At 60.1% G+C, this 26,241-nt stretch carries 26 protein-coding genes; 16 read left to right on the forward strand and 10 right to left on the reverse strand.

All coding sequences use genetic code 11. From position 1 onward, the window contains the following. From J2046_RS17550 to J2046_RS17565, 4 genes are all read left to right on the forward strand, one after another. Positions 1–445: transposase (locus J2046_RS17550; protein WP_210054000.1), on the forward strand; the 445-nt coding region annotated here is incomplete at its 5' end. Positions 446–589: 144 nt separating this feature from the next. Then, the gene (locus tag J2046_RS17555; RefSeq protein ID WP_037148006.1) at positions 590–1,522 is read left to right on the forward strand and encodes a ribose-phosphate pyrophosphokinase; all 933 of its coding nucleotides are present in this window, start codon (positions 590–592) and stop codon (positions 1,520–1,522) included. 211 nt (positions 1,523–1,733) lie between these two features. After that, the gene (locus J2046_RS17560; protein ID WP_233470011.1) at positions 1,734–2,087 is read left to right on the forward strand and encodes a Kazal-type serine protease inhibitor domain-containing protein; all 354 of its coding nucleotides are present in this window, start codon (positions 1,734–1,736) and stop codon (positions 2,085–2,087) included. Between the two features lie 114 nt (positions 2,088–2,201). Then, entirely contained in the window at positions 2,202–2,459 is a 258-nt protein-coding gene (locus J2046_RS17565) for a hypothetical protein (RefSeq protein ID WP_210054002.1), read from the forward strand. A 16-nt stretch (positions 2,460–2,475) separates the two neighbouring features. On the opposite strand, the gene J2046_RS17570 is transcribed toward J2046_RS17565, so the two are convergent. Continuing rightward, positions 2,476–3,921 carry a hypothetical protein gene (locus tag J2046_RS17570; RefSeq protein WP_210054004.1) on the reverse strand — a complete coding sequence of 482 codons (1,446 nt, stop codon included), beginning with the start codon at positions 3,919–3,921 and terminating at the stop codon, positions 2,476–2,478. A gap of 239 nt (positions 3,922–4,160) precedes the next feature. Between J2046_RS17570 and J2046_RS17575 the strand changes: the two genes are divergently transcribed. The 5 genes from J2046_RS17575 (at position 4,161) to prmB (ending at position 9,963) form a co-directional block, all read left to right on the forward strand. Beyond that, entirely contained in the window at positions 4,161–4,775 is a 615-nt protein-coding gene (locus tag J2046_RS17575) for a 50S ribosomal protein L25/general stress protein Ctc (RefSeq protein ID WP_210054006.1), read from the forward strand. Between the two features lie 221 nt (positions 4,776–4,996). After that, the gene (locus J2046_RS17580) at positions 4,997–7,375 is read left to right on the forward strand and encodes an EAL domain-containing protein (protein ID WP_210054007.1); all 2,379 of its coding nucleotides are present in this window, start codon (positions 4,997–4,999) and stop codon (positions 7,373–7,375) included. A 66-nt stretch (positions 7,376–7,441) separates the two neighbouring features. Next, on the forward strand, positions 7,442–8,167 hold the full coding sequence (locus J2046_RS17585; RefSeq protein ID WP_210054010.1) for a substrate-binding periplasmic protein: 726 nt from the start codon (positions 7,442–7,444) through the stop codon (positions 8,165–8,167). Between the two features lie 80 nt (positions 8,168–8,247). After that, on the forward strand, positions 8,248–8,976 hold the full coding sequence (gene pth, locus J2046_RS17590) for an aminoacyl-tRNA hydrolase (protein ID WP_210054011.1): 729 nt from the start codon (positions 8,248–8,250) through the stop codon (positions 8,974–8,976). A 45-nt stretch (positions 8,977–9,021) separates the two neighbouring features. After that, complete coding sequence (prmB, locus tag J2046_RS17595; RefSeq protein WP_210054013.1) at positions 9,022–9,963, forward strand: 50S ribosomal protein L3 N(5)-glutamine methyltransferase; 942 nt, start codon at positions 9,022–9,024, stop codon at positions 9,961–9,963. Positions 9,964–9,994: 31 nt separating this feature from the next. Here prmB and clpS read toward each other — a convergent pair whose 3' ends face one another. Continuing rightward, the gene (gene clpS, locus J2046_RS17600; RefSeq protein WP_210054014.1) at positions 9,995–10,303 is read right to left on the reverse strand and encodes an ATP-dependent Clp protease adapter ClpS; all 309 of its coding nucleotides are present in this window, start codon (positions 10,301–10,303) and stop codon (positions 9,995–9,997) included. Between the two features lie 181 nt (positions 10,304–10,484). Here clpS and ychF point away from each other — a divergent pair, with 181 nt between their 5' ends. The 3 genes from ychF to J2046_RS17615 are packed head-to-tail and all read left to right on the forward strand — an operon-like array spanning position 10,485 to position 12,543. Then, the gene (gene ychF / locus J2046_RS17605) at positions 10,485–11,588 is read left to right on the forward strand and encodes a redox-regulated ATPase YchF (protein WP_210054016.1); all 1,104 of its coding nucleotides are present in this window, start codon (positions 10,485–10,487) and stop codon (positions 11,586–11,588) included. Positions 11,589–11,608: 20 nt separating this feature from the next. Next, positions 11,609–12,079, forward strand: a complete 471-nt coding sequence (locus J2046_RS17610) for a MaoC family dehydratase (protein WP_210054018.1) — start codon at positions 11,609–11,611, stop codon at positions 12,077–12,079. Then, positions 12,076–12,543, forward strand: a complete 468-nt coding sequence (locus J2046_RS17615; RefSeq protein ID WP_210054020.1) for a MaoC family dehydratase — start codon at positions 12,076–12,078, stop codon at positions 12,541–12,543. The genes J2046_RS17610 and J2046_RS17615 overlap by 4 nt, the downstream gene beginning before the upstream one ends. Positions 12,544–12,582: 39 nt before the next feature. Here J2046_RS17615 and J2046_RS17620 read toward each other — a convergent pair whose 3' ends face one another. The 4 genes from J2046_RS17620 to petA form a co-directional block, all read right to left on the reverse strand. Then, on the reverse strand, positions 12,583–13,122 hold the full coding sequence (locus tag J2046_RS17620; protein ID WP_210054022.1) for an adenine phosphoribosyltransferase: 540 nt from the start codon (positions 13,120–13,122) through the stop codon (positions 12,583–12,585). A gap of 116 nt (positions 13,123–13,238) precedes the next feature. Next, positions 13,239–14,114: a cytochrome c1 gene (locus J2046_RS17625; RefSeq protein ID WP_210054024.1), complete on the reverse strand. Its 876-nt coding sequence runs from the start codon at positions 14,112–14,114 to the stop codon at positions 13,239–13,241. 28 nt (positions 14,115–14,142) lie between these two features. Continuing rightward, on the reverse strand, positions 14,143–15,396 hold the full coding sequence (locus J2046_RS17630) for a cytochrome b (protein WP_210054026.1): 1,254 nt from the start codon (positions 15,394–15,396) through the stop codon (positions 14,143–14,145). Positions 15,397–15,409: 13 nt separating this feature from the next. Further along, on the reverse strand, positions 15,410–15,988 hold the full coding sequence (gene petA / locus J2046_RS17635; protein ID WP_210054028.1) for a ubiquinol-cytochrome c reductase iron-sulfur subunit: 579 nt from the start codon (positions 15,986–15,988) through the stop codon (positions 15,410–15,412). Positions 15,989–16,379: 391 nt separating this feature from the next. Between petA and J2046_RS17640 the strand changes: the two genes are divergently transcribed. Continuing rightward, positions 16,380–17,330 (forward strand): endonuclease/exonuclease/phosphatase family protein, encoded by a 951-nt coding sequence (locus J2046_RS17640; protein ID WP_210054030.1) that lies wholly within the window; start codon positions 16,380–16,382, stop codon positions 17,328–17,330. 2 nt (positions 17,331–17,332) lie between these two features. Here J2046_RS17640 and J2046_RS17645 read toward each other — a convergent pair whose 3' ends face one another. Continuing rightward, a complete protein-coding gene (locus tag J2046_RS17645) occupies positions 17,333–19,195 on the reverse strand; it encodes an ABC transporter ATP-binding protein (protein ID WP_210054032.1) in 1,863 nt (620 codons plus the stop codon). A gap of 113 nt (positions 19,196–19,308) precedes the next feature. After that, positions 19,309–21,162 (reverse strand): ABC transporter ATP-binding protein, encoded by a 1,854-nt coding sequence (locus J2046_RS17650; RefSeq protein ID WP_210054034.1) that lies wholly within the window; start codon positions 21,160–21,162, stop codon positions 19,309–19,311. 384 nt (positions 21,163–21,546) lie between these two features. Here J2046_RS17650 and J2046_RS17655 point away from each other — a divergent pair, with 384 nt between their 5' ends. Continuing rightward, positions 21,547–22,032, forward strand: a complete 486-nt coding sequence (locus tag J2046_RS17655; protein WP_210054036.1) for a tRNA (cytidine(34)-2'-O)-methyltransferase — start codon at positions 21,547–21,549, stop codon at positions 22,030–22,032. Positions 22,033–22,156: 124 nt separating this feature from the next. Further along, positions 22,157–23,809, forward strand: a complete 1,653-nt coding sequence (locus J2046_RS17660) for a Na/Pi cotransporter family protein (RefSeq protein WP_210054037.1) — start codon at positions 22,157–22,159, stop codon at positions 23,807–23,809. 11 nt (positions 23,810–23,820) lie between these two features. Here the strand turns inward: J2046_RS17660 and J2046_RS17665 are convergent, their stop codons facing one another. Both J2046_RS17665 and J2046_RS17670 read right to left on the reverse strand, forming a co-directional pair. Continuing rightward, entirely contained in the window at positions 23,821–25,047 is a 1,227-nt protein-coding gene (locus J2046_RS17665; protein ID WP_210054040.1) for an MFS transporter, read from the reverse strand. Further along, positions 25,047–25,616 carry an NADPH-dependent FMN reductase gene (locus tag J2046_RS17670; protein WP_210054042.1) on the reverse strand — a complete coding sequence of 190 codons (570 nt, stop codon included), beginning with the start codon at positions 25,614–25,616 and terminating at the stop codon, positions 25,047–25,049. Before J2046_RS17670 ends, J2046_RS17665 begins: the two co-directional genes overlap by 1 nt. Positions 25,617–25,693: 77 nt before the next feature. Here J2046_RS17670 and soxR point away from each other — a divergent pair, with 77 nt between their 5' ends. Continuing rightward, on the forward strand, positions 25,694–26,152 hold the full coding sequence (gene soxR, locus J2046_RS17675; RefSeq protein ID WP_233470017.1) for a redox-sensitive transcriptional activator SoxR: 459 nt from the start codon (positions 25,694–25,696) through the stop codon (positions 26,150–26,152). The last annotated feature ends 89 nt before the right edge of the window (positions 26,153–26,241 follow it).

A 26,241-nucleotide genomic window follows, 5' to 3' on the forward strand; every position in this document is an offset into this window, starting at 1 on the left:
CAATAGGTCATGGCGCAAGGTCAAGGTCACTGATCGGCGCGCCAACGAGGACTTCGCCGTCTGCATGCGCGACCTGGTCGACCTCGATTATCCCGGCGCCAACCGGGTCCGTGTCGTGATGGATAACCTATCAACCCACACGGCCTCCGCTGTCTATCAGACCTTCCCGGCCGCCGAGGCGCGTCGGATCTTGCGACGTCTGGAATTCCACTACACGCCCCGCCACGCGAGCTGGCTCAATATGGCCGAGATCGAGATCGGCGTCATGCGCCGACAGTGTCTTGACCGCCGTATCGACAACCGCGACTTGCTCAAATCCGAGGTTGACGCCTGGGAGCGGCGTCGAACCGAAAGTGGCGCTCAAATCCGATGGATGTTCTCGACAGACCAAGCCCGCGAAAAGATGGCAAAGTCTTATCCAATACCTTTGCTCAACGAGTCATAATCTCTGGGACGTCACACTAGTGGCTCTATAAGCAACCGGTCATAGTTTCTTCACAAAAAACCGTGGTGAGGCACAAAACGCTATTGCATTCGGGGCGGGCAGCGGTAAAAGGCCCGCATCCAGCTTCAAAACAGGCGGACCGCAATGAAGGTTTTCGCAGGCAATTCGAACCGGCACCTCGCCGACGCGATCTGCAGCTATCTCAATGTTCCAGTCGGAAAAGCCAGTGTAAGGCGATTTGCAGACCAGGAAATCTTCGTTGAAATCCAGGAGAATGTACGCGGGGAAGACGTTTTCGTCATCCAGTCGACGTCCTTTCCGACCAACGACCACCTGATGGAACTGCTGATCATGATCGATGCGTTCCGGCGGTCTTCCGCCAAGCGCATCACCGCCGTCCTCCCCTATTTCGGCTATGCCCGCCAGGACCGCAAGGCCGGCCCCCGCACGCCGATTTCCGCCAAGCTCGTCGCCAACCTGATCACCGAGGCCGGTGCCGATCGCGTGCTGACGCTCGACCTGCATGCCGGCCAGATCCAGGGCTTCTTCGATATCCCGACCGACAACCTCTTCGCGGTGCCGATCCTCGCCCGCGACGTCAAGGAACACTATGACCTGAACAACGTCATGGTCGTTTCGCCGGATGTCGGCGGCGTCGTGCGTGCCCGTGCGCTCGCCAAGCGTATAGAATGTCAGCTTGCCATCGTCGACAAGCGCCGCGAGCGTGCCGGTGAATCCGAAGTCATGAACGTCATTGGTGACGTCTCCGGCAAGGACTGTCTGCTGATCGACGACATCGTCGATTCCGGTGGCACGCTCTGCAACGCTGCCGAGGCGCTGCTGAAGAACGGCGCTACCAGCGTCACGGCCTATATTACCCATGGCGTTCTGTCGGGCGGCGCGGTTGCCCGTATCGCCGCTTCCAAGCTGCGCGAACTGGTAATCACCGACTCCATCCAGCCGACGACCGCGGTGCAATCGGCTCCCAATATCCGTGTCATCACCACCGCCAGCCTGCTTGGCGAAGCGATCAACCGCACGGCGATGGAATCGTCAGTCTCCAGCCTGTTCGACTGACCTTTTTCGGTAAAACATGTTCCGATAAGCTCCTCGTGCGCACAACGAGGAGTGAGTCGCTATGGTTTCCTTTTCCGGACAATCGAGGAGATTGGCCCTGTTCCTGCTTATTCCGATGCTTTCAGGCTGCGTCGAGGGCGGCCTGGGACCCGGAGGTTATTATCCTCCGCCGCGGCCCCCACGACCCGAGCCGCAACCGCAAATGTGCACGATGGAATATCGGCCGGTCTGCGGCGAGCGCGGCGGGCGCTTTGAAACCTTCGGCAATGCCTGCCAGGCGCGTGGGCGCGGCTACCGTATCGTGAGCTCCGGCGAATGCCGTCGCCAGCCGGGACCGCTTCCTCCGCCGGGCCGCCCTGATCGTCCTGATCGCCCGGATTGGAACCAGCCTGGTCGTCCCGACAGGCCGGATCGTCCCGGAAGGCCTGAACAGTCCGGCTTCTGCACGCGCGAATACCGCCCGGTCTGCGGTCAAAGGGGATCGCGGACACAGACTTTTCCGAATGCCTGCGAAGCTGCCAATGCCGGATTTGGCGTTGTTGCTTCCGGCGAGTGCCGCCGCTGAAAGCGGACAAGGAGCAAGTGAAAAATTGATCGGCAAAACGTCGGAACAGCTGTTCCGGCGTTTTGCTTTGCGGCGCGGCTTCGGTTAGTTAAGCGCCGTTCCAAGGAGTTCCGTATGGCCGCACGCGACCGCTATTCCCGAAAACTCGAATGTTCCCAGTGCGGCAACACCGGTTTTGCCGAAGTCTCCGAAACGGATGACAAGCGGCAGGGCAATCGCGATTTCCATATCGATGAATTGCCGCTTGGCTTCTTCACGGAGTTCGCCTCCACCGACCCGCGCAAATACATGCTGCGCTGCGGCCAATGCGGCCACAAATTCCGCTTCGAGCAGAAAAGCGTCTATGCGCCGGGTGGAGAGCCCCGGCGATAAGCCGCGAATACCTGACTTACTGGATCGGCTGGCCGTTGACGCTGAGCGTCTTGCCGTCTTCGAACGCGATATCCCAGCGCAGCCGCCCGTCCGGCTCGGTTTTCGCCATTCCTTTTGCCATCATGATGGCGAAGGAAACCTGGTTGAACTGTGGATCGACCTTGGCTGCCCCCTGGAAATACTGGATCAATCTGTCGATATCGCGGGCGAGGATCGAGGTTTCGAGATTGTAGCGGTCCTTCTGGTCCGGGTAGCCGCTGATCTCACCTGACGCCTCGACATCGTAGAGCGACGATCTGGCAACGATTTTCGGAAAATCGATCGTGAGCTGGCCGTCATCGAGGATCGCCTTGCCCAGACGCTCGCTTTCTGCCTCCGGCAATGGTCCAGGCTTCGAGAGATCCATCTCCATCAAGGTATCCACAAAGCGCGTGAAATTGAGAGCGGCGATCCCGACTTCCATCTCGGCCATATCAGGCACCAGCCGGGCATAGACTTCCGGGACAAGACCGGACGGTGTAGAAATCTTCTCCACGCCAAGACCGATGCCGATGCGCGTCGCCTCGGAGGGCTCCGTCACCGTCAGCGAATAGTTGAGCTTATCGACGCCGATATCACCGACCTGGCTTGCCACGGTGAACTTGTTGAACGCGATTTTCTCCGAAAGCGACGTGAAGAACGGCATCGCACTGCGGATGAGTTCCTTCAGCTCTGTGATCTCGGCTTCCGAGGGCCGTTCATCCTTGACCAGTTCCAGCGTGAAAGAGATGAGTTTCTGGATATTTTGCGCGACCACGCCCTCGACACCGACATCGAAATCGAGGCTCTCGGCGCGTATCTGCATCGGAGGCGCCTGTGGAGTGGCGATCCGCTCGTAGAACCTCGAAAACGACCCTGTGCCGTGAAAATCCGTAGCTCCGGCGGTCGCGCTATTCATCGCACCGAGGGAATAGTTCATGCCCGCAAAGCTTGCTTCGATCTCTTCCGTTCCGCTTTTCGACACCATGCGGATCGGACCGGATGTCGCCTCGCCCGAGCGCAGATAGCTGATTGCCGGATCGAAAATGCCGGAAAACACGGCATCCGTGACGGAATAGGTCAAGCTGGTCGGCTTCCCGTCGGGCGCCCTGCCCTGCACGGAGAAATTCATGTTGCTGTCGCTGTTCAGCTTCCACTGGCCATTATTAAGTGGCGCCGCGAAGAGAGTGAACGGCGTCAGGCCCGAGACTGTGAAATTTTTCTTGTCGATCGCCTCAATAAGCCTGGCGATGTCGTAGGTGACCTCGTAACGGTCACCGGCCGGCCTCACGGTCAGAAAGCCGCCCCCGCGCACGGAATCCGGCAGGAAATGGCTCAGATTGTCCTTGAGCATGCGGGCGCCCCGATCGTCGATCTCCGCCGCTTGCACGGGATAGATCGAAAACGCCGCTACCAAACCGGTCGCGATCAAGGTTCTTTTCATGCACAGCCCTTCCCTTGTTCAATCACGGGCCAATTTGGAAGATGGGTTCGGGAAGTCAAGTTGAGCCCGTGCCTTTCCGGGCTGAAAAGCTTGCACTCCAAACCCTGTTGTATTATAGCCCGCCCGTCCGCGTAGACACCCTTGGAGGCAACGCGGATGAAGTGCACCTGGTGCCTTCGGTTTGACGCAGCGGCCAGCGCTTGCGGAAAACTCTCCAAACAACCTCGAAAGGACATGCCATGAGCCACGCATCTTACGAGCTCAAGGCCGAGGCGCGCGAACGGGTAGGTAAGGGGTCCTCCCGTGAACTTCGCCGCAACGGTTTCATTCCCGCTGTCATCTATGGTGACAAGCAGGCCCCCCTCGCGATCGCACTCTCGACCAATGAAGTGACGAAGCGCATCCATGCCGGCGGTTTCATGACCACCATTGCAACGATCGATGTCAACGGCCAGAAGATTCAGGTCCTGCCGAAAGACTACCAGCTCGATCCGGTCCGTGATTTCACCATGCACGTGGATTTCCTGCGCGTCTCCGGCGATACAGACGTCACCGTCGAAGTGCCGGTTCACTTCGTCAACGAGGAGAAGTCCGCAGTCAAGATCGGCGGCGTTCTCAACATCGTTCGTCACGCGGTCGAATTCCATTGCCCGGCAAACGCCATCCCGGAATTCATCACGGTTGACCTCACCGGCGCCAAGATCGGCGACAGCATCCATATTTCCGCCGTCAACCTGCCGAAGGGTGTTCGCCCGGTCATCGCCGATCGCGATTTCACCATCGCGACCATCGTTGCTCCGGCCGGCGGCGTTGAGGAAGCCCAGGAAGAAACATCTGCTTCCGAAGCTGAATAAGCAAATCAAAGCAAAATGTTTGATCTTGAAACCCGCCTTCGCGAGAAGGCGGGTTTTCTATTGGTCGCAAAACAAAATATCGCAACGCTATTTCCGCAACTCTTTCAAATCTTGGCATATTCGTTTCAGTGAAGTTTAATGAATACGTGAAACTATGCTCACTGCTTCAGTATGAGGGGACAATCCGGCATCAACCGGAAGATATATTGCAGGGAAGACGGATGAGTCGTTCCGTTGAGAGCCGTTTTATCGCGATCATTTCTGGCGCGCTTCTGGTCGTCGTCGCACCGCTGTTCACGCTGTTTCTGGCGCTTTCCTCGCAACAGGCTGCCAAAAACCTCAGCGAGCACGTCAATCTCGTGCTGGTCACCAATTCTCAGGCGCTTGGCAAGCCGCTCTGGGAACTCGATACGGATAGCATCCACCAGATCGCATCCATGCTCGTTGCCGACCCTGCTATTCAGGGGGTGCAGATCAACGACAGCACGGGCAAGCTGAATATTTCCGAAGTGGATGTGAATCCCGCTGATTTCCGCGGTCTGAAATCGATCTCCGAGCCTATCGTCTACAAGTCGCCGCAGGGCATGCGGGATGTCGGCAATATTACCGTCTATGTGCCCGAACTCGGATGGTTCTCGGCGCTACACCAGATGGAAATGGCCTTCATCTCCATCTTCATCATCGCCATTCTGACGGTTTTCGGTGTGGCGATCCTCGGTAACCGCGTAATGGTGATCAAGCCCCTGCTGCGGCTGACGGCCGCGATCGAGGCGACACGGCGGCTAGGCTCGCGCCACCACGTCGACTGGCGTTCGAACGACGAGATGGGGCGCCTGGCGAAAAGTTTCAACGAGATGCAGACGCTGCTGGAACGCGAGGAACGCGAGCTCAAGCGGGCACATCAGCAGACGACGGAAATCTATAACCTGACGCCGGCCATGCTGTTTTCGCTCACGCCCCACGATCAGATCGCGGCGGTCAGCGATTACTGGCTTCTTGCCACCGGCTATAGCCGCGAGGACGTCATCGGCCGCCCATTCCCGGATCTCGTCGATTTCGCAGATCGGGAGACCTATCGGCAGCGGAAGGCACAGGGGAAATCAAACGGTCCGGCGATGGAAGTCACCGTCCGCTTCCTTTGCGCCGACGGCCGCCTGATGGACGTGCTGATTGTCGAAACGGAACTGGGCGCTGCGGGAGCCAGCATGCCCGGTTCGCTCAGCGTCATGACCGATGTTACCGAACTCAAGCAGTCGGAACTGCGCAACCATCAGCAGGCGATCTCCGACCATCTGACCGGACTTCTGAACCGCCAGGGTTTCGAAGCCATGCTCGACCGGAAGATCAGCGAAGCTGACAAGACCAGGACGGAAGTCGCCTGCCTCTTTGTCGACCTCGACCGCTTTAAGGCAATCAACGACAATCTAGGACATGCAGCCGGAGACAGCGTTCTTTGCCAGTTCGTCGAGCGGACACGCCCCCTGCTGCGCCATACGGACAGCGCCTCGCGCCTCGGCGGCGACGAATTCGCCATACTGATCGCTGGCGAAAGCACCGAGCGCCGCGCGACCGAGCTTGCCCAGAAGATCGTCGACACGTTCGAGGCGCCTTTCCGCATCCAGGGCACCGGCGTGCGGCTCAGCGCCAGCATCGGCCTCGCCTTCTACCCCAGCCACGCCGCCAGCGCCGCCGAACTTCTGCAGAAAGCGGACATGGCCATGTATGCCCGCAAGCGCGACGGCAAGAACGGGGCACAGGTCTATGACCCGGCAATCCTCGACCAGACGCGTGAACGCGCGGAGATCGAGAGCGACATTGAGGTCGCCATCGCCGCAAGCTGGTTCGAGGCACATTTCCAGCCGATCGTCGATATCGACACCGGCATTCCTTCCGGCTTCGAGGCCCTCATGCGCATGCGTCATCCGCGCAAGGGGCTGATGTCACCGGCCGGCATCATCAGCGTTGCCGAGGAAACCGGCTCGATCAGTCAGATCGGCAACCTCATCCTTGAAGACGCGATGGCCAACCTCGCGCGCGTCTCTCGTCTCCCCGGCATGGAAGAAGCATATGTCGCGGTGAATTTCTCGCCACTGCAATTCGAGCCCGGTTTGCTGGCGCGACTGACAGGCCTGCTTGGTCATTACGGCATGCAACCGTCGCGCCTTGTGATAGAGATCACCGAAGCGGTGTTGATGCACGACAACCCGGAAATCCGCACCATACTCAACGAGCTTCATCATTTCGGCTGCCGTATTGCGCTTGACGATTTTGGCACCGGCTATTCGTCACTGAGCTATATGAGCCGTTTCCCGGTCGATATCGTCAAGATCGACCAGTCTTTTGTCCGTTCGCTCACCGACAAGGCGGATGATATCGGCAGCAAGAACCGGATGCTGATCGAAGGCATCAGCGCCATTTCCCATAAGATGAACTGCAAGGTCGTCGCCGAAGGCGTAGAAACCGAAGAACAGCGCGCCTTGCTGAGACAGATGGGCATCGATTATGCTCAGGGCTATCTCTTTTCGAAGCCCCGGGAAATTTCCGAACTGCTCTCGGTCCTATCAGCCCGGCAGGCCGAAGCAAGGTTCATGGCAGGTTAGCGGCCAGCGCCTTCCCGGACGAGATGCTGGGTCAGAAATGGCTACATGCTTGTCTGGAGGGGAAAGATGAAGACTGCATCGCTGCTTCTTGCCGGCCTCAGCTTCGCGCCGGCTGCCATTGCCCAACAACCCATCATGTTTTCGACCGAATCCTATCCGCCATTCAGCTATCGGGAGCCCGACGGCAGTTATCGTGGCGCCGGCGTCGACCAGATCGAGATCATCATGCATGGTGTCGAAACGCCCTTCGTGATGGAGATCATGCCCTGGGCCCGCGCAATCATGCTTGCCGAGACGCAGCCCATGCATTGTGTCTTCGCTGCCGCCCGCACACCGGAGCGCGAGCCTCGTTTCAAATGGGTGATGCCGCTTTTCATCGACCGCAACATTCTCATCCGGCATACCGGCTCCAAGGTCGATGCCAGCACGATCGAGGAAGCCAGGCAATATACGGTCGGCACCCATCGGGGAGACTATACGGAAGCTCTGTTGAGGAACTCCGGCTTTCCCCGGATCGACCTGAGTGCCGACTTCGATACTACGCTCCGAAAACTGCTCGGTGACCGCATCGACATGATGCCGATGTCGCAAGGCGTCTACGAGAAACTGAAAGCGGAAGGAACACCGATCGAGAAAGTCATGATCTTTTCCGACCAGCGTCTGGGCATAGCCTGCAACAAGGACGTTCCGGACGAGCTGATATCGAAGATGCAGGCAAACCTCGACGAGATGATCAGGAAAGGCGCTCAGGACACCATATTCAGGCGCTACGGCATAGATGAACCGCAATAGACGACGCCGCTCACGGAAACAGGTTGACTTTGCCGGCGTTTCGCGTTGGTGAAGGCGATCAGCGCAGAACGGATTTCTCCATGCTTATCATCGCAGGTCTCGGCAATCCCGGCTCCAAATATGCGGGCAACCGCCACAATATCGGCTTCATGGCCGTCGACGCGATCCAGCGGCGACCCGGATTCTCGCCTTGGTCGAAAAAATTCAAGGCGGAGATTTCCGAAGGCGAACTGGGTGGCGAGAAAGTCTTGCTGATGAAGCCGCAGACCTTCATGAACCTCTCCGGCGAGGCGGTCGGCGAAGCCATGCGCTTCTACAAGCTCGGCCCGCAAAATGTCGTCGCCATCTATGACGAACTCGACCTGCCGCCCGGCAAGGCCCGCATCAAGACGGGCGGCGGCCATGGCGGCCACAACGGAATCAAATCGCTGGATGCCCATCTGGGCAAGGACTATCGCCGCCTGCGTCTCGGCATCGGTCATCCCGGGGCCAAGGAGCTCGTGCACAACCACGTGCTCGGCGATTTCGCCAAGGTCGACCAGACCTGGGTCACCCCCCTCCTCGACGCGGTGGCCGACAATGTCGAGATGCTGGTGAGGCAAGAGGATTCGCAGCTCATGAACAAGCTGGCGCTCGCGATCGGTGGCAAGCCAGACGAGGATAAGCCGAAAGCTGAGAAGTCGCCGCAACCGAAACCTGTTGGTAAATCGCACATCCACCAGGCACGCGGCGGCGCAAAACCGAATATCCCGACCACCGGCCCCATGGCCGAGATGCTGAAGAAGATGTTCGGCAGCAAGGGTGAGTGAGGGGTTACGAGCCCCCAACGCAAGACGGAAACTGAAAAGCACCAGATGAATAACGCTCTCGACACGGATAACATAGCTGCCGAACTGGTCACGCTGCGCGACTACTGGCGCTATGCGATCTCCCGCTTCAACGCGGCGAACCTGAGCTTCGGCCACGGCACGACGACAGCCGGCGACGATGCCGCTTTCCTGATCCTCGACTCCCTCGACCTGCCGATCGATGCGCTCGATCCTTTTCTCGATGCGCGCCTGCTGCCGTCGGAGCGCAAGCTGCTGGCCGAACGCATCGAGATGCGCGTAACCACCAGAAAGCCCTCTTCCTATCTGACCGGTCGCGCTTACATCCAGGGCGTTCGCTTTCATGTCGATGAACGGGTCATCGTGCCCCGCTCCCATATCGGTGAAATCCTGTTCACTGAATATCTCGGCGAGAACGGCTCCTCCTTCCTGCCCGATCCGCTGAGCGTCGAAAGCGCCGTCGACATCTGCACGGGGTCTGGATGCCTCGCGGTGCTTGCCGCAAAATTTTTCCCGAATGCGGAGGTGGATGCCGTCGACCTCTCCTTTGATGCGCTGCAAGTCGCCGCGCTCAATCTCGCGGAACATAATGTCGAGGACCAGGTGACCCTTCATCAGGGCGACCTCTTCGCACCGCTCGGAAAGAAGAAATACGACCTGATCATCACCAACCCGCCCTATGTCGATCACGAGGCGATGGCGGCATTTCCGGAGGAGTTTCAAGCCGAGCCGGCCATGGCCTTCGACGGCGGTGAAGACGGGCTCGACATCGTCCGCAGCCTGCTGGCGGAAGCGCCGAAACACCTCAATCCCGATGGCGGCATGATTTGCGAGATCGGCTCCGGCCGTGAAATCCTGGAAGAGGAATTTCCCGATCTCGACTTCCTGTGGCTGGAAACCGCCGAATCCCAGGATGCGGTTTTCTGGATCACTGCCGAATCGCTCGGCGTCAGGGTGAAGAAGAAATAGGCAAGCACGCCCCTCGCCGTCGCAAGCCTGTTTATTCTTCAGGCTCGGTCGTGAACATCAGCGGAAAGCCGGCCTCCTTGGCGAGGTCCATCGCTTCCTTGGACTTGGTCTCGGCAATATCCCTGGCGCAGACCACGACCACGGATGTGCCCATGCGGTGGGCGGTCATCATCACGCGGTAGCCGGTCTCCTCGCTCATGCGGAACACGGCCTTCAGCACCATGATGACGAATTCACGCGGCGTATAGTCGTCGTTCACCAGAATGACCTTGTAGAGCTTCGGCCGCTCCAGCTTGGGCTTGGTGATCGTCTTTGGTTTGAGGATGATGTCTTCGGCCATCGGCTTCTCCTGATGACGTCCGCCTGACAAGAGACATGCGAGCTATATCGCACCGCAACCGGAATATTTCAAGCAACCGCGGCGTGATCGAATGTTCTATTGCCGCCGAACCCTTGACCCGGCACGCCCATTCCCCCATAGCCACAGCAACGAAAATTTCAAAGATACAGGGTCCGGACCCATGGGTTTCAAATGCGGTATCGTGGGCCTGCCGAATGTCGGCAAGTCCACGCTCTTCAATGCTCTCACCAAGACGGCCGCGGCGCAGGCGGCCAATTATCCCTTCTGCACAATCGAACCGAATACCGGCGAAGTTGCGGTTCCCGATCCGCGCATGCAGAAGCTTGCGGCGGTCGCAGGCTCCAAGGAAATCATCCCGACCCGCATCTCCTTCGTGGACATCGCCGGCCTGGTGCGCGGCGCGTCCAAGGGTGAGGGCCTCGGCAACAAGTTCCTCGCCAATATCCGCGAAGTCGATGCGGTGGTGCATGTGCTGCGCTGCTTCGAGGACGACGACATCACCCATGTCGAAGGACGGATAGATCCGGTCGGAGATGCCGACACGATCGAGACAGAACTGATGCTCGCCGATCTGGAGAGCCTTGAGCGCCGCGTCGAGCAGACCCGCAAGCGCGCCACCGGCAAGGACAAGGATTCCATGGCGCAACTGCCGGTGATGGAAGCCGTGATCAAGCTTCTGAACGACGGCAAGCCCGCCCGGCTGCTCCTGAAGACCCTTTCAACCGAGGAGGTTGGCATCCTGAAGGATCTCAACCTTCTGACCTCGCATCCGGTTCTCTACGTCTGCAACGTCGCGGAGGCAGACGCCTCGACGGGCAACAAGCACACCGAAGCCGTCGCCGCCATGGCAAAGGAACAGGGCGCCGAATGTGTGATCATCTCGGCTGCGATCGAGTCCGAGGTCGCGCAGCTTCCGGAAGACGAGGCGAAGGAGTTCCTGTCTGCTCTCGGGCTTGAAGAAGCGGGCCTCGACCGCCTCATCCGCGCCGGGTACCACCTCCTCGACCTGATCACCTATTTCACCGTCGGCCCAAAGGAAACCCGCGCCTGGACGATCGTACGCGGCACCAAGGCACCTGCCGCCGCAGGCGTTATCCATACCGACTTCGAGCGCGGCTTCATCCGCGCCTTTACCATCGCCTACGACGACTATATCGCCTATGGCGGCGAGGTAGGCGCCAAGGAGGCCGGCAAGGCGCGCGACGAAGGCAAGGAATACGTCGTGCAGGATGGCGACGTCATCCATTTCCGCTTCAACACCTGACCTGGGAGGCGGAGGTGCCGATGATGGAGGAACGGTATTTCTTCGAGGATTTCGCTGAGGGCCGCGTTTTCCCGCTCGCGACGAAACGGGTGACGGCCGAAGAGATCATCGAATTCGCAGCCGAGTTCGATCCTCAGCCCATGCATCTCGACGAGGCGGCGGGCAAGGCCAGCATCCTCGGCGGTCTGTCGGCCTCCGGCTGGCATACGGCGAGCATGTTCATGCGCATGATGTTCGACGGCTGGCTGTCGCGTTCGTCGTCGGAGGGCTCGCCCGGCATCGAATTCATGCAATGGAAGAAGCCGGTACTGGCCGGCGACACACTTTCCGGCCGTTCCACGGTGCTCGAATCCCGCCCTCTCCGCTCCCGCCCCGGCATCGGCCTTGTGAAATTCCTGCACGAGGTGGAGAACCAGCACGGCGAGGTGGTGATGCGCGGCGAAAACCCGATCATGATGCGGCTCCGCGAGGCACAGGAGAACGCGGCGTGAGACTGATCGAACTCTCCCCGCCGGGCCGCAAGATCATCACCGGCACCCTCGCCTTCACCGCCGAGGATATCATCCGCTTTGCGAAGAAATTCGATCCGCAACCCTTCCATGTCGATGCGGACGCGGCAAGGAATTACGTCTTCGGCGGTCTCTGTGCGTCCGGGTGGCATACCTGCGCCGGTTGGATGAAGACCTACATCGCCTATTGGACGAAGGAAGCAGCACGTCTCGAAAGCGAGGGGATCTCTCCGCCCAAACTCGGCCCCTCTGCCGGTTTCAAGAAGCTGCAGTGGCTGAAGCCCGTCTATGCCGGCGACAGCATCACCTATTCCATTTCCGTGACGGAAAGCCGCCCGCTGGCCTCGCGCCCCGGCACCTGGATCAACATGACCGTCAACGACGGCGTGAACCAGCATGGCGACGTCGTGATGCGGTATGAAGGCACTGTACTGGAATTCGACTAGGCGCGCGTATGCCGGCAGGCGCCTTCGCCCGCCCAATTCTCAATGGCCGGCGAATTCCACCAGTGTTCTGACCTCAACCCCAAGCGCTTCGAGTTTCTTGCGGCCGCCAAGATCCGGCAGGTCGATGACGAAACAAGCCGAGACGATCTCCGCGCCCAGCTGCCTGAGCAGCCTGACTGCGCCTTCTGCCGTGCCGCCCGTGGCAATCAGGTCGTCGGTCAGGATCACCTTCTCGCCGGGCTTCAGCGCATCGACGTGCATCTCCATTTCGTCCGTGCCGTATTCGAGACTGTAGGCCATCCGGACGGTCTCATGCGGCAGCTTGCCCTTCTTGCGGATCGGCACGAAGCCCGCCGAGAGTTGATGCGCCAGCGCGCCTCCCAGGATGAAGCCGCGTGCCTCGATGCCGGCGATCTTGTCGACGCCCAGGCCGACATAGGGCTTGACCAGTTCGTCCACAGCCTGACGGAAGGCTGCAGCGTCACCCAGCAATGTCGTGATGTCACGGAAAATGATGCCGGGTTTCGGATAGTCCGGAATCGACCGGATGGAAGCGGCGAGATCTGTTCTGAAAGACATGAGACCCTGGGACGATTGATGGGACGATGATGAAGGACGATCCTATCAATTCGAGCCCCCTCACCCAATAAAAAAGGCGGTCTCGCGACCGCCTTTTTAGTTCTGAGAACGAAGCCTCAGTGTTCCTTGTTGGCGTAGACCGACTTCTTCGTCAGATAGATCAGGCCGGTGAAGATCACCAGGAACACCATGACCATGAAGCCCGTGCGCTTTCGCTCTTCGAGATGCGGCTCGGCGGTCCACATCAGGAAGGCCGACACGTCCTTGGCGTACTGGTCGAGCGTCTGCGGAGCACCATCATCATACGTCACCTGGTCGGCGCTGATCGGCGGAGCCATGGCAAGTGCCGCGGCACCGGCGAAATGCGGGTTGAAGTGCGTGCCTTCGGCAACGGTCACACCTTCCGGCGGCTCCTGGTAGCCGGTCAGCAGCGAATAGATGTAGTCCGGACCGCCTTCCTGATACTGCGTGAACATGTCGAAGATGAACTGCGGGAAACCACGCTCGACGCCGCGTGCCTTGGCAAGCAGTGACATGTCCGGTGGTGCGGCACCGTTATTGGCGGCAGCGGCAGCCTCGTTGTTCGGGAACGGCGACGGGAAGTAGTCGGACGGGATGGCCTTGCGGGTGAACATCTCCCCTTCGCCATTCGGGCCGTCCTGCACTTCGTATTCGCCTGCGAAAGCCTTCACCTGCTCTTCCGAGTAGCCGAGATCTTCCAGTGTGCGGAAAGCCACCAGCTTCATCGAATGACAGGCGGAACAGACTTCCTTGTAGACCTTGAGGCCGCGCTGCAGCTGAGCCTTGTCGTATTTGCCGAACGGACCGGCGAAGGACCAATCCTGGCTAACCGGCTTGAGGATCGGATAGTGGCCGGCCTCCGCCGCATGGTGGACGGCGGCGGCGAGATCGCCCTCTTCGGCGGCAGCCGCGGAACCTGCGCCAAAGCCCAGGGCGGCGATCAGCGCGATGCTTGTCACAAGCTTCTTCATTGTCTCAATTCCTTTTCGGCGCGGATCGTCAAGCCTTGGCGTTCTTTTCGAGAACCGCCTCGGTAATCGAATTCGGGATGCGCCGCGGGGTCTCGAAGAGGCCGAGCAGGGGCATGATCACGAGGAAGAAGCCGAAATAGTACAGGGTACCTAATTGGGCCATCAGGGTGTAGAGGTCGGTCGGCGTGCGCGAGCCCAGCCAGCCGAGCATGATGCAGTCGGCGACGAAGAGCCAAAAGAACAGCTTGTACCAGGGACGGTAGACAGCCGAGCGGACCTTCGAGGTGTCGAGCCAGGGCAGGAAGAACAGGATGATGATCGAACCGAACATCACCAGCACGCCGCCAAGCTTCGAATCGATCGGTCCGACATTGAAGGTGATGGCGCGCAGCATCGCGTAGAACGGCAGATAGTACCATTCCGGAACGATATGGGCCGGTGTCTTCAGTGCGTCAGCCGGGATGTAGTTGTCCGGATGGCCGAGGAAGTTCGGCATGTAGAAGATGAACCAGGCATAGGCGATCAGGAAGACCGACACGCCGAGTGCGTCCTTCAGCGTCGCGTAGGGGGTGAAGGCGACAGTATCCGTCTTGGTCTTCACTTCGACGCCGGTCGGGTTGGTCTGACCAGTGACATGCAGCGCCCAGACATGCAGGACGACGACCCCCGCGATCATGAAGGGCAGGAGGTAATGCAGCGAGAAGAAGCGGTTGAGCGTCGGCTGGTCGACGGCAAAGCCGCCGAGCAGGAACTGCTGTATCCACTCGCCGACCAGCGGGAAGGCCGAGAAGAAGCCGGTGATGACGGTGGCGCCCCAGAAGGACATCTGGCCCCAGGGGAGCACGTAGCCCATAAAGCCGGTCGCCATCATCAGCAGGTAGATCACCACGCCGAGGATCCACAATATCTCGCGAGGCGCCTTGTAGGAGCCGTAGTAGAGGCCGCGGGCGATATGCAGATAGACGGCGACGAAGAAGAACGATGCACCGTTGGCATGCATGTAACGCAGTAGCCAGCCGTGATTGACGTCGCGCATGATCTTTTCGACGCTGTCGAAGGCGAGGCCGGTCGAGGCTGCATAGTGCATGGCCAGAACCACGCCTGTGAGGATCTGCACCACCAGCATGACCGACAGCATGGCGCCGAAAGTATAGGCGTAGTTCAGGTTCCGGGGAACGGGATAGGAGACAAAGCTGTCATGGACCATGCGCGGCAGCGGAAGCCGCGAGTCGATCCATTTCTCGATGCCGGTCGACGGCTGATATGTGGAATGACCGCTCATTTATAAGAACCCCTCACCCGATCTGAATGACTGTGTCGGACTTAAACGCGAAATTCGGAATGGCGAGATTCTCCGGAGCCGGACCTTTGCGAATACGGCCGGCCGTATCGTAGACCGACCCGTGGCACGGACAGAACCACCCATTGTATTCGCCGGACTGGCCGAGCGGGATACAGCCGAGATGAGTGCAGGAGCCGATCATGACGATCCAGTTCTCCTTGCCCTCGCCGCCCGAGCGGTCGGCACCAGTGGCTGGAGCGTCGGCGGGCAGGTTGGCGTTGCGCGCGATCGGGTCCTTGAGTTCGCTAAGCGGAACGGACGCAGCGGCCGCGACTTCCTCGGGCGTGCGATTGCGGATGAAGACCGGCTTGCCGCGCCATTTGACGGTCAGCGACATGCCCGGCTCGATAGCGCCGACATTCACCTCGATCGAAGCGAGCGCGAGCGTGGAAGCATCGGGCCGCATCTGGTCGATGAACGGCCAGGCAACCGAAACCGCGCCGACGACGCCGGCCATGCCTGTCGTCAGGTAAAGGAAATCACGGCGAGTAGGCTCGCCCAGTGTTTCGCTATGTGTGTCGTGCTCGCTCACGGCTCAATCATCCTCTCACGCAATTCGCGAAATCGCATAGCCCCCGAAAGGCCGGCGAATCTCGTCTGAACACAATTCCAACACAGATTCCCCGGCAATCCGGCGCCTTCTATGCTTGATCGCAAAATATGTCCAGCCTTGGCAAGGGCCTGAAGCCAGTTTATCGCAGGAAAACCCAGGGCTTTCCAATCCGCAGGAAACGTGGGTGTGGAGAGCCTCGCAAGCGAGGCGAAAATCTGGCACCTGGCCCCGCAAAGACAGGCCGAGCCAAAAAAAACGCAGAAATGCAGCGTCCAGCGTTAACCGCATCGCGGGATGCCGCATTGCAACAAACCGGGCCTCGTGATAGGTCGGGCGCACGACAAGAGGCGGCCGTTCCGGACAGACCTGAATGAGACAAGCAATATCGGTTGCCATCTGCGTCATCGTGTCGCTTGTGCTTGCCGCGATCGGCACCCGTTACATCCATCCCCATTGGATTCTGGCCACGCTCTACAGCCTGCAGCTGCACGCGGCGGCAATGTGTGTCGTCGCGATGCTGATTGCCCTTGTTGTGAAACGGCACTTCCTCGTCTGGCTGCTTTTTGCTGCAGCACTGCTCTTCACGGGCCATGCCGTGCTGATCAGTCGCGAGTTCGCAGAGCCGATGACCGCGTCCGACGCCGCTGCGCCGACCTTCCGGCTAATGTCCTTCAACATCCTCAACGACAATTATGAAAATGCAGAAAATATCACCCGCACGATCCTGTCGTCGGGTGCTGATCTGGTGAATATCATGGAGGCGGCCCCGCTGCGCGTTCATATGAATGAACTCGCGCAAACCTATCCCTACCGGATCGGATGCGGCATCCTCATCCAGGATTGCGACCAGCTTATGCTGTCCAAGGTCCCGATTGAGTCGCCTCAGGTGCGGACGCTCAGCGATATCTTCCCGGAACGTTTCATCCTGGCGAAGGTCACCGTCGCAGGCCGGACGATCAATTTTGTCGGCATCCATACGACCAAGCCATATTTCGACAACTTCCACTCGCTCGAACTGAACCGGGCCGCTCTGGCAATTGCCGAAACGACCGGTCCCCTGCTTCTTTCCGGTGATTTCAATGCGTCGAGCCTAGCGCCGAACATGCGCCGTTTTCTGCGCATCACGACGCTCAAGACCGGGGGATGGGAACCGCCCACCTGGCCGATCAGAGCCGGCAGGCTCGGCGTGCCGATCGACCACGTCTATGTTCGGACGCCGTTGAAGATAAAGTCGGTGACACAGATTCCCGATGCACATGGCTCGAACCATTACGGGCTCATAGCCGAAATCGCCATCACCGGCGCCGGCAGCGGGGATTAGACCTATTGCGCCGCATCGGCGGCGAGGAAACCGCCCGACTGCCTCGCCCAGAGCTCGGCATAAAGCCCGCCTCGCGCAATGAGTTCGTCATGGCTGCCTTCCTCGATGATCCGGCCTTCGTCCATAACGATGAGTCGGTCGAGGGCGGCGATGGTGGAAAGCCTGTGGGCGATCGCCATGACGGTCTTGCCCTGCATCAGCCGTTCGAGATTGGACTGGATTGCGGCTTCCACTTCGGAATCGAGCGCCGAGGTCGCCTCGTCCAGCACCAGGATGGGCGCATCCTTGAGCATGACGCGGGCGATTGCGATACGCTGACGCTGGCCGCCCGACAACTTGACGCCCCGCTCGCCCACATGTGCGTCGAAACCCTTGCGGCCACGCTGATCTTCAAGCGCAGCGATGAATTTATCGGCTTCTGCTTTGCTTGCGGCGTCGAGCAATTGCGCTTCCGTCGCATCCGGCCGACCGAACAGGATATTGTCGCGGATTGAGCGATGCAGCAGCGATGCATCCTGCGTCACCATGCCGATCCGGGCGCGCAAGGATTCCTGTGTGACCTCTGAAATATCCTGCCCGTCGATCAGAATGCGCCCGCCTTCAAGGTCGTAGAAGCGCAACAACAGGTTGACGAGCGTCGACTTGCCGGCCCCTGAGCGCCCGATAATGCCGATTTTCTCGCCCGGCCGGATGGTGAGGGAGAGATTGTCGATCACGCCTCCCTTCCTGCCATAGTGGAAGCTGACGTTTTCGAAGCGGATCTCCGGCCGCTTGACGACAAGTTCGGTCGCGTTCGGCGCATCCACAAGCCCGATCGGCTGCGAAATAAGCTCGGCGGCGTTTTGCACCGTTCCGAAATTGCGCATGATGCCGTTGAACTGCGTCATGAGTCTTCCGAGCAGGAAGTTGAGACGTAGCACCAGCGCCAGGGTGAAGGCCACGGCGCCCGCGCTGATTTTGCCTGAAAGCCACAGGTGAATGCAGAGCGCTGCCATGCTGGTAATCATCACGCCGGACAGAAGCGCCATCGAGGCCCGCACTCCGGTGATGAAGCGCGTGAACATGATCAGCGTGCGCTGATAGATATCGAAGCCCTGTCGCATATAGCGGTCATTGGCCTCGTCGCGACCGAAGAGACGCAGCGTCTGGATATTGCTGTAGGCGTCCACCATGCGCCCATTCAGCATCGAGGCCGCTTCGGCTGTCTCACGGGAATGATAACGTATGCGCGGAACGAAATAACGGGCGAGCAGCGAAAAGATGAACACCCAGAGGCAAACGACCACGGCCAGCCGCCAGTCCAGGCCGCCGACGAGCAACAGCATGGAAACCGAATAGATGCAGACGAACCAGACACTTTCCATCAGCGACGTCACCAGATCGCCCACCGCCTGACCACCGGACCAGACCTTGGTGACGATCCGCCCGGAAAAATCGTTCTGGAAGAACGTCAGCGATTGCCGCGCGACATGCAGATAGGACTGCCAACGCACGAGGTTGTAAAACCCGGGCGTTATGATCTGCTGATCCGTCAATGCCGTCAGAAGCGTGACCAGGAAGCGGATGACGCCGATCAGCACAAGCATGCCGAACAGTTCGGCTCCATGCTGTGCAAGCAATCCATGCCAACCGTCACCGGGTTTCACCGTCGCGAGAATATCGACGAGACGGCCCACGAACCAGAACAACGCGGCTTCGATCGCAGCCGTGAGCCCGCCAAGGACGAGCATGACCAGGAACGGAGCCTTGGCTTGGGAAATATAGAACCAGATGAATGCGAATACGTTTTCAGGCGGCTTGAGATCGTCCCGCCTGTCAAATGGTTTGATCCAGTTCTCGAACGTGCGGAACAGCCAGCTTGTCATAGCTCGGATATAGGCGGATTCCGGCAACCGGCAAAGCAAAAGGGGAGGATGGCGGGTTACATTTTTTTAACGTCGGCTGACCCTTTGAGATGAACAATCGAAACGGCGGCGGATTACTCCGCCGCCTCTTCTTCCGGCACCTCATGGCCGATGAACCCACCCGACTGGCGATTCCAGAGGTCGGCATAGATGCCGCCCGACGCGACCAGTTCCTGATGCGTGCCGGTCTCGATGATCCGGCCCCGATCAAGCACGATAAGCCGGTCCATCTCAGTGAGCGTCGACAGCCGGTGGGCGATCGCGATCACCGTCTTGCCCTGCATCAGGGCGAAGAGGTTTTCCTGGATCGCCGCTTCCACTTCGCTGTCGAGCGCCGAAGTCGCCTCGTCGAGCACCAGGATCGGCGCGTCCTTCAGGAAGACGCGGGCAATCGCGATGCGCTGCCGCTGGCCGCCAGAGAGTTTCACGCCGCGTTCGCCGACATGCGCGTCGAGACCCTTGCGTCCCTGCATGTCCACGAGCCCTTCGATGAAGTCCCACGCGTTCGCCCGCTTTGCCGCCTCGATCACTTCCGCATCGCTCGCCTCCGGCTTGCCGTAGGCGATGTTGTCGCGGATCGACCGGTGCAGGAGCGAAGCATCCTGCGTGACCACCCCGATCAGCGCGCGCAGGCTGTCCTGCGTCACTGTCGAAATATCCCGGCCGTCGATGGTGATGCGGCCGCCCTCCAGATCGTAGAAGCGCAAGAGAAGGTTCATCAGTGTCGTCTTTCCGGCGCCGGAGCGCCCGACAAGACCGACCTTCTGACCAGCGGGGATGTCGAGACTGAGGTCGTCGATAACCCCCTTCGTCTTGCCGTAGTGGAAGCGGATGTTCTCGTAGCGGATATGCCCCTTCTTCGCGGCGAGGCCCGCAGCATCCGGCCGATCCACCACATCATGCGGCTTGGTCATCATCGCCATGCCGTCATAGACCGTGCCGATATTCTCGAACAAGGCCGAGACTTCCCACATGATCCACTGCGACATGCCGTTGATGCGCATCGTGAGCCCGATCGCGATCGCGATGGCGCCGGTCGAAATCGCACTCGCCAACCAGAACCAGATGGACATGCCCGCGACAACGAAGAGCGCCACGCAGTTGATGAGGTAGACCAGCACCTGGAAATTGGTGACCTTGCGCATCTGCCGGTGCACCGTCTCCAGAAAGCTGTTCATCGCATCCTTGGCGTAGCTCTCCTCGCGACCGGCATGGGAAAACAGCTTGACCGTGGCGATGTTGGTGTAGCTGTCGACCACGCGGCCGGTCATGAGCGAGCGGGCATCCGCCTGCTCGGCCGAAATCGTCCTCAGCCGCGGCACGTAATAGGCCACGATCGCGGCATAGAGGATCATCCAGACGACCAGCGGGATGACGAGCCGCCAGTCGGCATTGGCAACGACTATGATCATTGAGATGAAGTAGATCGCGACGTACACAAAGACGTCGAGCACCTTCATCACCGTCTCGCGAATGGCGAGCGACGTCTGCATCACCTTGGTGGAGACGCGGCCTGCAAACTCGTTGGCGAAGAACGTCATCGAATGACGCAGCAGAAAACGATGCATCTGCCAGCGGGCGATCATCGGAAAATTACCCATCAGGATCTGGTGCATGATGAGCGCGTTGAGACCCGCCACGACCGGCAGGCCGATCAGTACGACGAGCCCCATCATCAGCAGCCGCGGCCATTCGGTCGCGAGGAAAGTCTCGCGATCGGCAGTTGACAGCCAGTCGACGATATCGCCGAGGAACTGGAAGAGCGCCACTTCCCCGACGGCAATCAACGTCGTGAGGATCGACATCAGGACCAGCCACGGCCAGACCGGTCTGGTATAATGCCAAAGGAAGGCCAAGAGGCCGGAGGGCGGCAGCGCAGGCGTTTCGTCCGGATAGGGATTGATACGCCGTTCGAACCACGAGAACATGGAAATAGCTCCGTAAATCGGACGACCGTCCTGCCCCGTGCGCACAATGCGAACCTTGGGCCGGACGGCGAAAATTCAAGACAGCATGGCCGCGTGTCGGCCACGTAATGGATCAGAAAAGGAAGAGTTTGCGTGAAACCGCGAAACGCCTAAGCCAGACGCCAAATGTTCTGGCTGCGGAGGCGCGAGAGCACGGTCATATCCATGTAGGCCTCCTGAGATTGGCGTTAAGATGCGCAGTCTTTCTAACCGTTTGCGGGCGAATTGAAAAGGCCAAATCGACGCGAAAACATGCTTGAGCCTTTCCTGTTGCCCGATCGTCACAGCCACGGCGCGTATCGAAAAAGCTTGAGGCTGTCCTCCTCTTTCCCGTAAAGACCGGCCATGAACGACACCTCCAATGCTGCTCCTCCTGGGCTTCGCATCGCCCTCTACCAGCCTGACATTCCCGGCAACACGGGTACAATCCTCAGGCTGGCCGCCTGCCTGGGCCTCAGCGTCGATATCATCGAGCCAGCCGGCTTCGATATTTCCGACCGCAATTTGAAGCGTTCCGGCATGGACTACCTGGCGAGCGTCGCCCTCACCCGCCACGTCAACTGGCAGCGCTTCGATGAATGGCGCCGCGAGAACGAACGCCGTCTCGTGCTTGCCTCCACGAAGGCCGCCCTGCCCTATACGCATTTCGAGTTCCGTCCCGACGACATCCTGCTCTTCGGCCGCGAGAGCGCCGGCGTGCCGGACCACGTACACGAAACGGCTGATGCCCGCGTCCTGATTCCGATGATGGCAGGACAGCGTTCCATCAACGTCGCCATGTCCGCGGCAATGATTGCCGGTGAAGCGCTCAAGCAAACGTGCTGGAACTAAAACGGCCGATTTCCGGTAAGAAACTGTCGCGAGCGGCCCTGTGCACGGGCGTTCAAGCGACTTATATTCATTAGCCGGCAACTGAAAATCGCTGCCCGTTCGCCGTTGAATGAGGAGCATCTGCGTGGAATCCACCATCGTCATTATCAATCTCCTGGGTGCAGTCGCCCTGCTGCTCTTCGGCCTCGCACAGGTGAAGGATGGCGTGACGCGGGCTTTCGGCGCCCGGCTGAGGAGCAGTCTCGCCACCGGCACCCGCAGCGGTTTACGCTCCTTCGTCTCGGGTCTTGTGGCCACGATCGCCCTGCAAAGCTCCACGGCCACCGCGCTCACCGTCGCCTCTTTCGCCGAGCGCGATCTGATCCGCCCGCGCATGGCGCAAATCGTGCTGCTCGGTGCCAATGTCGGAACCGCAATTACCGCCTGGCTGGTCGCGACCGGCATCGAATGGCTTTCGCCGCTGATCATCCTTATCGGCCTCGTTCTCCGTCGCGGCAACTCCGGCTCGCGGCAGGGCGCCGGTACGGCGCTCATCGGTGTCGGCCTTATGCTGCTGTCGCTGCACCTGCTTGGGCTTGCGACCGAACCCATGCGCCAGTCGCCGGCGCTTGGCGCCTTCATCGGCCTCCTCGACAATGCTTGGCCCGTCGCACTCATCGTCTCCGCAGCTCTTGCCTTCGTTTCCTCGTCCAGCCTCGCGACGATCGTCCTGATCCTGTCACTGGCATCGACGGGAATCCTCTCAACCGGCCTCGTCATCGTGCTGGTTCTCGGCGCCAATCTCGGCGGCGCCGTCCCGCCGGTCATCGCCACGCTTTCCGGTCCCGCAGCAGCAAGGCGCATCACGCTTGGGAACCTGATCGTTCGGGCCATCGGCTGCGCGATCGCGCTCCCGCTTGCCGGCTTTGGCGCCGATATCCTGCAATCCCTACCGCTTTCGCCGGAAAAGCTGCCGGTCGATGCTCACCTGGCCTTTAACGTCCTGCTGGCGCTGGTCGCCTGGCCTTTCTCAGGCCTGCTGTCGGGTCTGACCACGCGTCTCGTCCCGGCCGATCCGGAAGTCGAAGACGGACCGCGTTTCCTCGATCCGCAAGCACTCGAAAATCCCGTCATGGCGCTCGCCAATGCGACCCGCGAAGTGCTCGGCGTCGGCGACGTGATAGAACGCATGCTGATCCGGGCGGAAAACGCCTTCAAGCACAACGACCTTGCCCCGCTTACCGAGATTGCCGTGCTTGAGAAGCGCGTCGATCGCCTCCAGCAGGAGGTGAAGATCTACCTCTCGAAGCTCGGTCGCCAGGGCCTCGACGATGAGAGCGCGCGCCGGTCCATCGCCATTATCGACTATGCCATCAATCTCGAACATATCGGCGACATCATCGAGAAGGGAGTGTGCGAGCAGGTGAGCAAGAAGGTCACGAGTGGCCTCAAATTTTCCGAGGACGGGTACCAGGAGCTCGAGAGCCTGTTCAACCTGACGATCGACAACCTGCGCACCGCCCAGACCATCATCGTGACGGGCGACTTCAACCTCGCCCGCCAGCTCATGGAGATCAAGGTGGACGTCCGCCGGCTGGAGAAACGCTCCTCCGAGCGGCATCTGGAGCGTCTGCGCGACGGGAAGATGGAAAGTCTCCAGACCAGTTCTTTGCATCTCGACATGCTGCGCGACCTGAAGCGCATCAACGCCCATATCGTCTCGGTCGCCCACCCGATTCTCGATGACAGCGGCGTGCTGATCGAAAGCCGGCTGCGCTACGCCGAACCGCACAATTGAGGTTCTGGAAGTCATGAGCGGCCTCCCTCGGCTCTCAGTGGAATCCGCGGCGTAAGTCTCGCAGCCAAGGAAGCGAAAGCTGCAACCAGCATCGCGACGCCCGCCAGAGCATAGGTGGCTGCAAAGCCGTTCCAGCCGATGGCCGGCTGCGAAAGGATCGGCGACAGGAACTGGCCGCTGAAAATGCTTGCGACGAGCAGGCCCGATATCCGGCCTCTCAGATGCGGCGGCGCGATCATCATCGCGGCACCGGCAAAATTTGGCATGATTGTGCCCATGCCGATCCCCGAGACCGCCATCGCGAACAGGATGCCGTTATAACCTTCCGCAAAGGACAGCAGGACGAAGGCAGACCCCATCGATCCGAAGGCGAGCGCGAAAACGCCCATCACGCCGAAAGCCTGCCGGAACCGGGCAAAGACCAGCGAAGCGACGATGCCGACCAGTTGCCCGAGGCCGATCGCCATGCCGGCGAGACTGGGAGCTTCGAGCCCCATCGATTTTAGATAGAAGGGAAGCTGTGTCGGGATCATGTAAAAGCAGATCATGTTGAAGATCGCCCCGGCAAGCAGGGTCGTAAGCAGCATGGCCCGACGCGGTCCGAGCTCATCCCGCGGCATCGCCGCCTGCCCCGCGACCATACGCACCGGTTCGCGGATGAAGAAGAGCGCCGCCGGCAGGAGCAGGAAGGCCAGCGCATAGATCAGGAATGGTGCCCGCCAGTGAAGCTCGGCGAGAAATCCGCCCCCGGTCAGGAAGATCGTGCCGCCGATGCCGACAAAGGCCTGCTGCAGGCCCATGTAGCGGTCGCGGGCGAGGCCTGCGAAGTAATCACCGACCAGCGCCGTGCCCGTCGTCATGATTCCTCCGACCGCGATGCCGAGGATTGCCCGGCCGATCAGCAGGCCCGTCAGGCTGTCGGCGGCAAGCCCGGAGCAGCCGGCAAGCGCAAAGAACACAAGGCCGGCGACCAACATCGGCTTGCGGCCGTGACGGTCGATGACAAGACCCGCAACCGGCGAGAAGACCGCGATGAACAGTGCCGGCAAGGTCAATACCAGCCGGCTGAGCAGTTCGACATTCGGCATGTCGGCGAAGTGAGTGGCGATCCCTGGCAGCGAGGCAGAGATCGTCGCACCTGACATGATCGTCAGCGTGCTGACCGAAAGCAGTGTTGCGTTGCGGCCGAGTTCCGAGACCGGCGGTACGACCGAAGACGTGTTGGGGCGGGCAAGCATTACGCGACCTCCTCCAGAACCACCGTTTCCCGCCCCGCCTTGAGCGTCACCGCCCACCAGGAGAGCTGCTTTGCCAGGCGTTCAAGCTGGCGGATCGTCCGCTCCGGATCGCGGACATTGCCGTTTTCGTCAAACCGCTCCACGGCATGCGCGAAGCTGAGGGTTTCGCGGATGGTCGCGGCACCGAGCTCGGCAAAGACCTGCCGCAACTGCTCGATCGCGCGCAACCCGCCGGAAATGCCGCCATAAGAGACGAAGGCGACCGGTTTTCCCCACCACGGCCGATGGAAGCTGTCGATCAGTTCCTTCAGCGCGGCTGTATAACCGTGGTTGTATTCCGGCGTCACGATGAGAAACGCATCGGCCCGGGCAAGACCGCGCGCAATCCGGTTTTCGGCTTCGGCTCTGACAATGCGGGATTCCGCAATCAGATCGGCCGGATCGATAAGGACGATATCGGCGGCAATCATGTCCGGCAGTTGCGAAAGAATCCAGTCGACAACCGTATCGCAGAAACGGCCTTCGCGGGCGCTGCCATAGATTAGCGCCAGAATGAATTTTGTCTTCATCAGACAATGCTCCCGGGTTTCGGTTCGAGGGAGCATCTGCTATAAAACCTCAAGTAATATTGAGGTCAATAGCGGTGATGAAGAAAAACCCGGACGGACGCATTTCCCTTGAGCTGACGGTCGGCGAAGTCGCCGAACGCAGTGGCGTGGCAGTTTCCACGCTGCACTTCTACGAGACCAAGGGGCTGATCAAAAGCTGGCGCAACCGCGGCAACCAGCGGCGTTATCCCCGCGTGGTGCTGCGCCGGGTCGCCGTTATCAAGGTGGCGCAGAGAACGGGTATTCCGCTTGCCGATATAGCCGCGGCCTTGTCCGTCCTGCCGCATGACCGGCCGCTGACAGCGAAGGATTGGCAGCGCCTTTCGCAAACCTGGAAGCAGCAACTCGACCAGCGCATTGCCAGCCTCACCGCGCTGCGCGACCAGCTGACCGGCTGCATCGGCTGCGGCTGCCTGTCGATGCAGGACTGCCCCCTCAGGAATCCCCATGATGAACTCGGCGAGAAAGGGGCAGGTCCGGTCCTGCTGGAACTGTAAATTTAGCTCGAGAACCTTTTGTCGCAGCCTGAAATTGCAGTTGGCACTGCAGCATGTTTATGAGAAGCTTGGCTTTGAATGCATGTCAC

The organism is Neorhizobium petrolearium, assembly GCF_017873175.1.
Classification (GTDB): Bacteria; Pseudomonadota; Alphaproteobacteria; order Rhizobiales; family Rhizobiaceae; genus Neorhizobium; species Neorhizobium petrolearium.

What these genes read in the sequence shown, in the direction of transcription:
- J2046_RS17555 (WP_037148006.1), top strand. Translation starts at nt 590, where the DNA reads ATGAAGGTTTTCGCAGGCAATTCGAACCGGCACCTCGCCGACGCGATC.
- J2046_RS17560 (WP_233470011.1), top strand. Translation starts at nt 1,734, where the DNA reads ATGGAATATCGGCCGGTCTGCGGCGAGCGCGGCGGGCGCTTTGAAACC.
- J2046_RS17565 (WP_210054002.1), top strand. Translation starts at nt 2,202, where the DNA reads ATGGCCGCACGCGACCGCTATTCCCGAAAACTCGAATGTTCCCAGTGC.
- J2046_RS17570 (WP_210054004.1), bottom strand. Translation starts at nt 3,921, where the DNA reads ATGAAAAGAACCTTGATCGCGACCGGTTTGGTAGCGGCGTTTTCGATC.
- J2046_RS17575 (WP_210054006.1), top strand. Translation starts at nt 4,161, where the DNA reads ATGAGCCACGCATCTTACGAGCTCAAGGCCGAGGCGCGCGAACGGGTA.
- J2046_RS17580 (WP_210054007.1), top strand. Translation starts at nt 4,997, where the DNA reads ATGAGTCGTTCCGTTGAGAGCCGTTTTATCGCGATCATTTCTGGCGCG.
- J2046_RS17585 (WP_210054010.1), top strand. Translation starts at nt 7,442, where the DNA reads ATGAAGACTGCATCGCTGCTTCTTGCCGGCCTCAGCTTCGCGCCGGCT.
- pth (WP_210054011.1), top strand. Translation starts at nt 8,248, where the DNA reads ATGCTTATCATCGCAGGTCTCGGCAATCCCGGCTCCAAATATGCGGGC.
- prmB (WP_210054013.1), top strand. Translation starts at nt 9,022, where the DNA reads ATGAATAACGCTCTCGACACGGATAACATAGCTGCCGAACTGGTCACG.
- clpS (WP_210054014.1), bottom strand. Translation starts at nt 10,303, where the DNA reads ATGGCCGAAGACATCATCCTCAAACCAAAGACGATCACCAAGCCCAAG.
- ychF (WP_210054016.1), top strand. Translation starts at nt 10,485, where the DNA reads ATGGGTTTCAAATGCGGTATCGTGGGCCTGCCGAATGTCGGCAAGTCC.
- J2046_RS17610 (WP_210054018.1), top strand. Translation starts at nt 11,609, where the DNA reads ATGATGGAGGAACGGTATTTCTTCGAGGATTTCGCTGAGGGCCGCGTT.
- J2046_RS17620 (WP_210054022.1), bottom strand. Translation starts at nt 13,122, where the DNA reads ATGTCTTTCAGAACAGATCTCGCCGCTTCCATCCGGTCGATTCCGGAC.
- J2046_RS17625 (WP_210054024.1), bottom strand. Translation starts at nt 14,114, where the DNA reads ATGAAGAAGCTTGTGACAAGCATCGCGCTGATCGCCGCCCTGGGCTTT.
- J2046_RS17630 (WP_210054026.1), bottom strand. Translation starts at nt 15,396, where the DNA reads ATGAGCGGTCATTCCACATATCAGCCGTCGACCGGCATCGAGAAATGG.
- J2046_RS17640 (WP_210054030.1), top strand. Translation starts at nt 16,380, where the DNA reads ATGAGACAAGCAATATCGGTTGCCATCTGCGTCATCGTGTCGCTTGTG.
- J2046_RS17645 (WP_210054032.1), bottom strand. Translation starts at nt 19,195, where the DNA reads ATGACAAGCTGGCTGTTCCGCACGTTCGAGAACTGGATCAAACCATTT.
- J2046_RS17650 (WP_210054034.1), bottom strand. Translation starts at nt 21,162, where the DNA reads ATGTTCTCGTGGTTCGAACGGCGTATCAATCCCTATCCGGACGAAACG.
- J2046_RS17655 (WP_210054036.1), top strand. Translation starts at nt 21,547, where the DNA reads ATGAACGACACCTCCAATGCTGCTCCTCCTGGGCTTCGCATCGCCCTC.
- J2046_RS17665 (WP_210054040.1), bottom strand. Translation starts at nt 25,047, where the DNA reads ATGCTTGCCCGCCCCAACACGTCTTCGGTCGTACCGCCGGTCTCGGAA.
- J2046_RS17670 (WP_210054042.1), bottom strand. Translation starts at nt 25,616, where the DNA reads ATGAAGACAAAATTCATTCTGGCGCTAATCTATGGCAGCGCCCGCGAA.
- soxR (WP_233470017.1), top strand. Translation starts at nt 25,694, where the DNA reads ATGAAGAAAAACCCGGACGGACGCATTTCCCTTGAGCTGACGGTCGGC.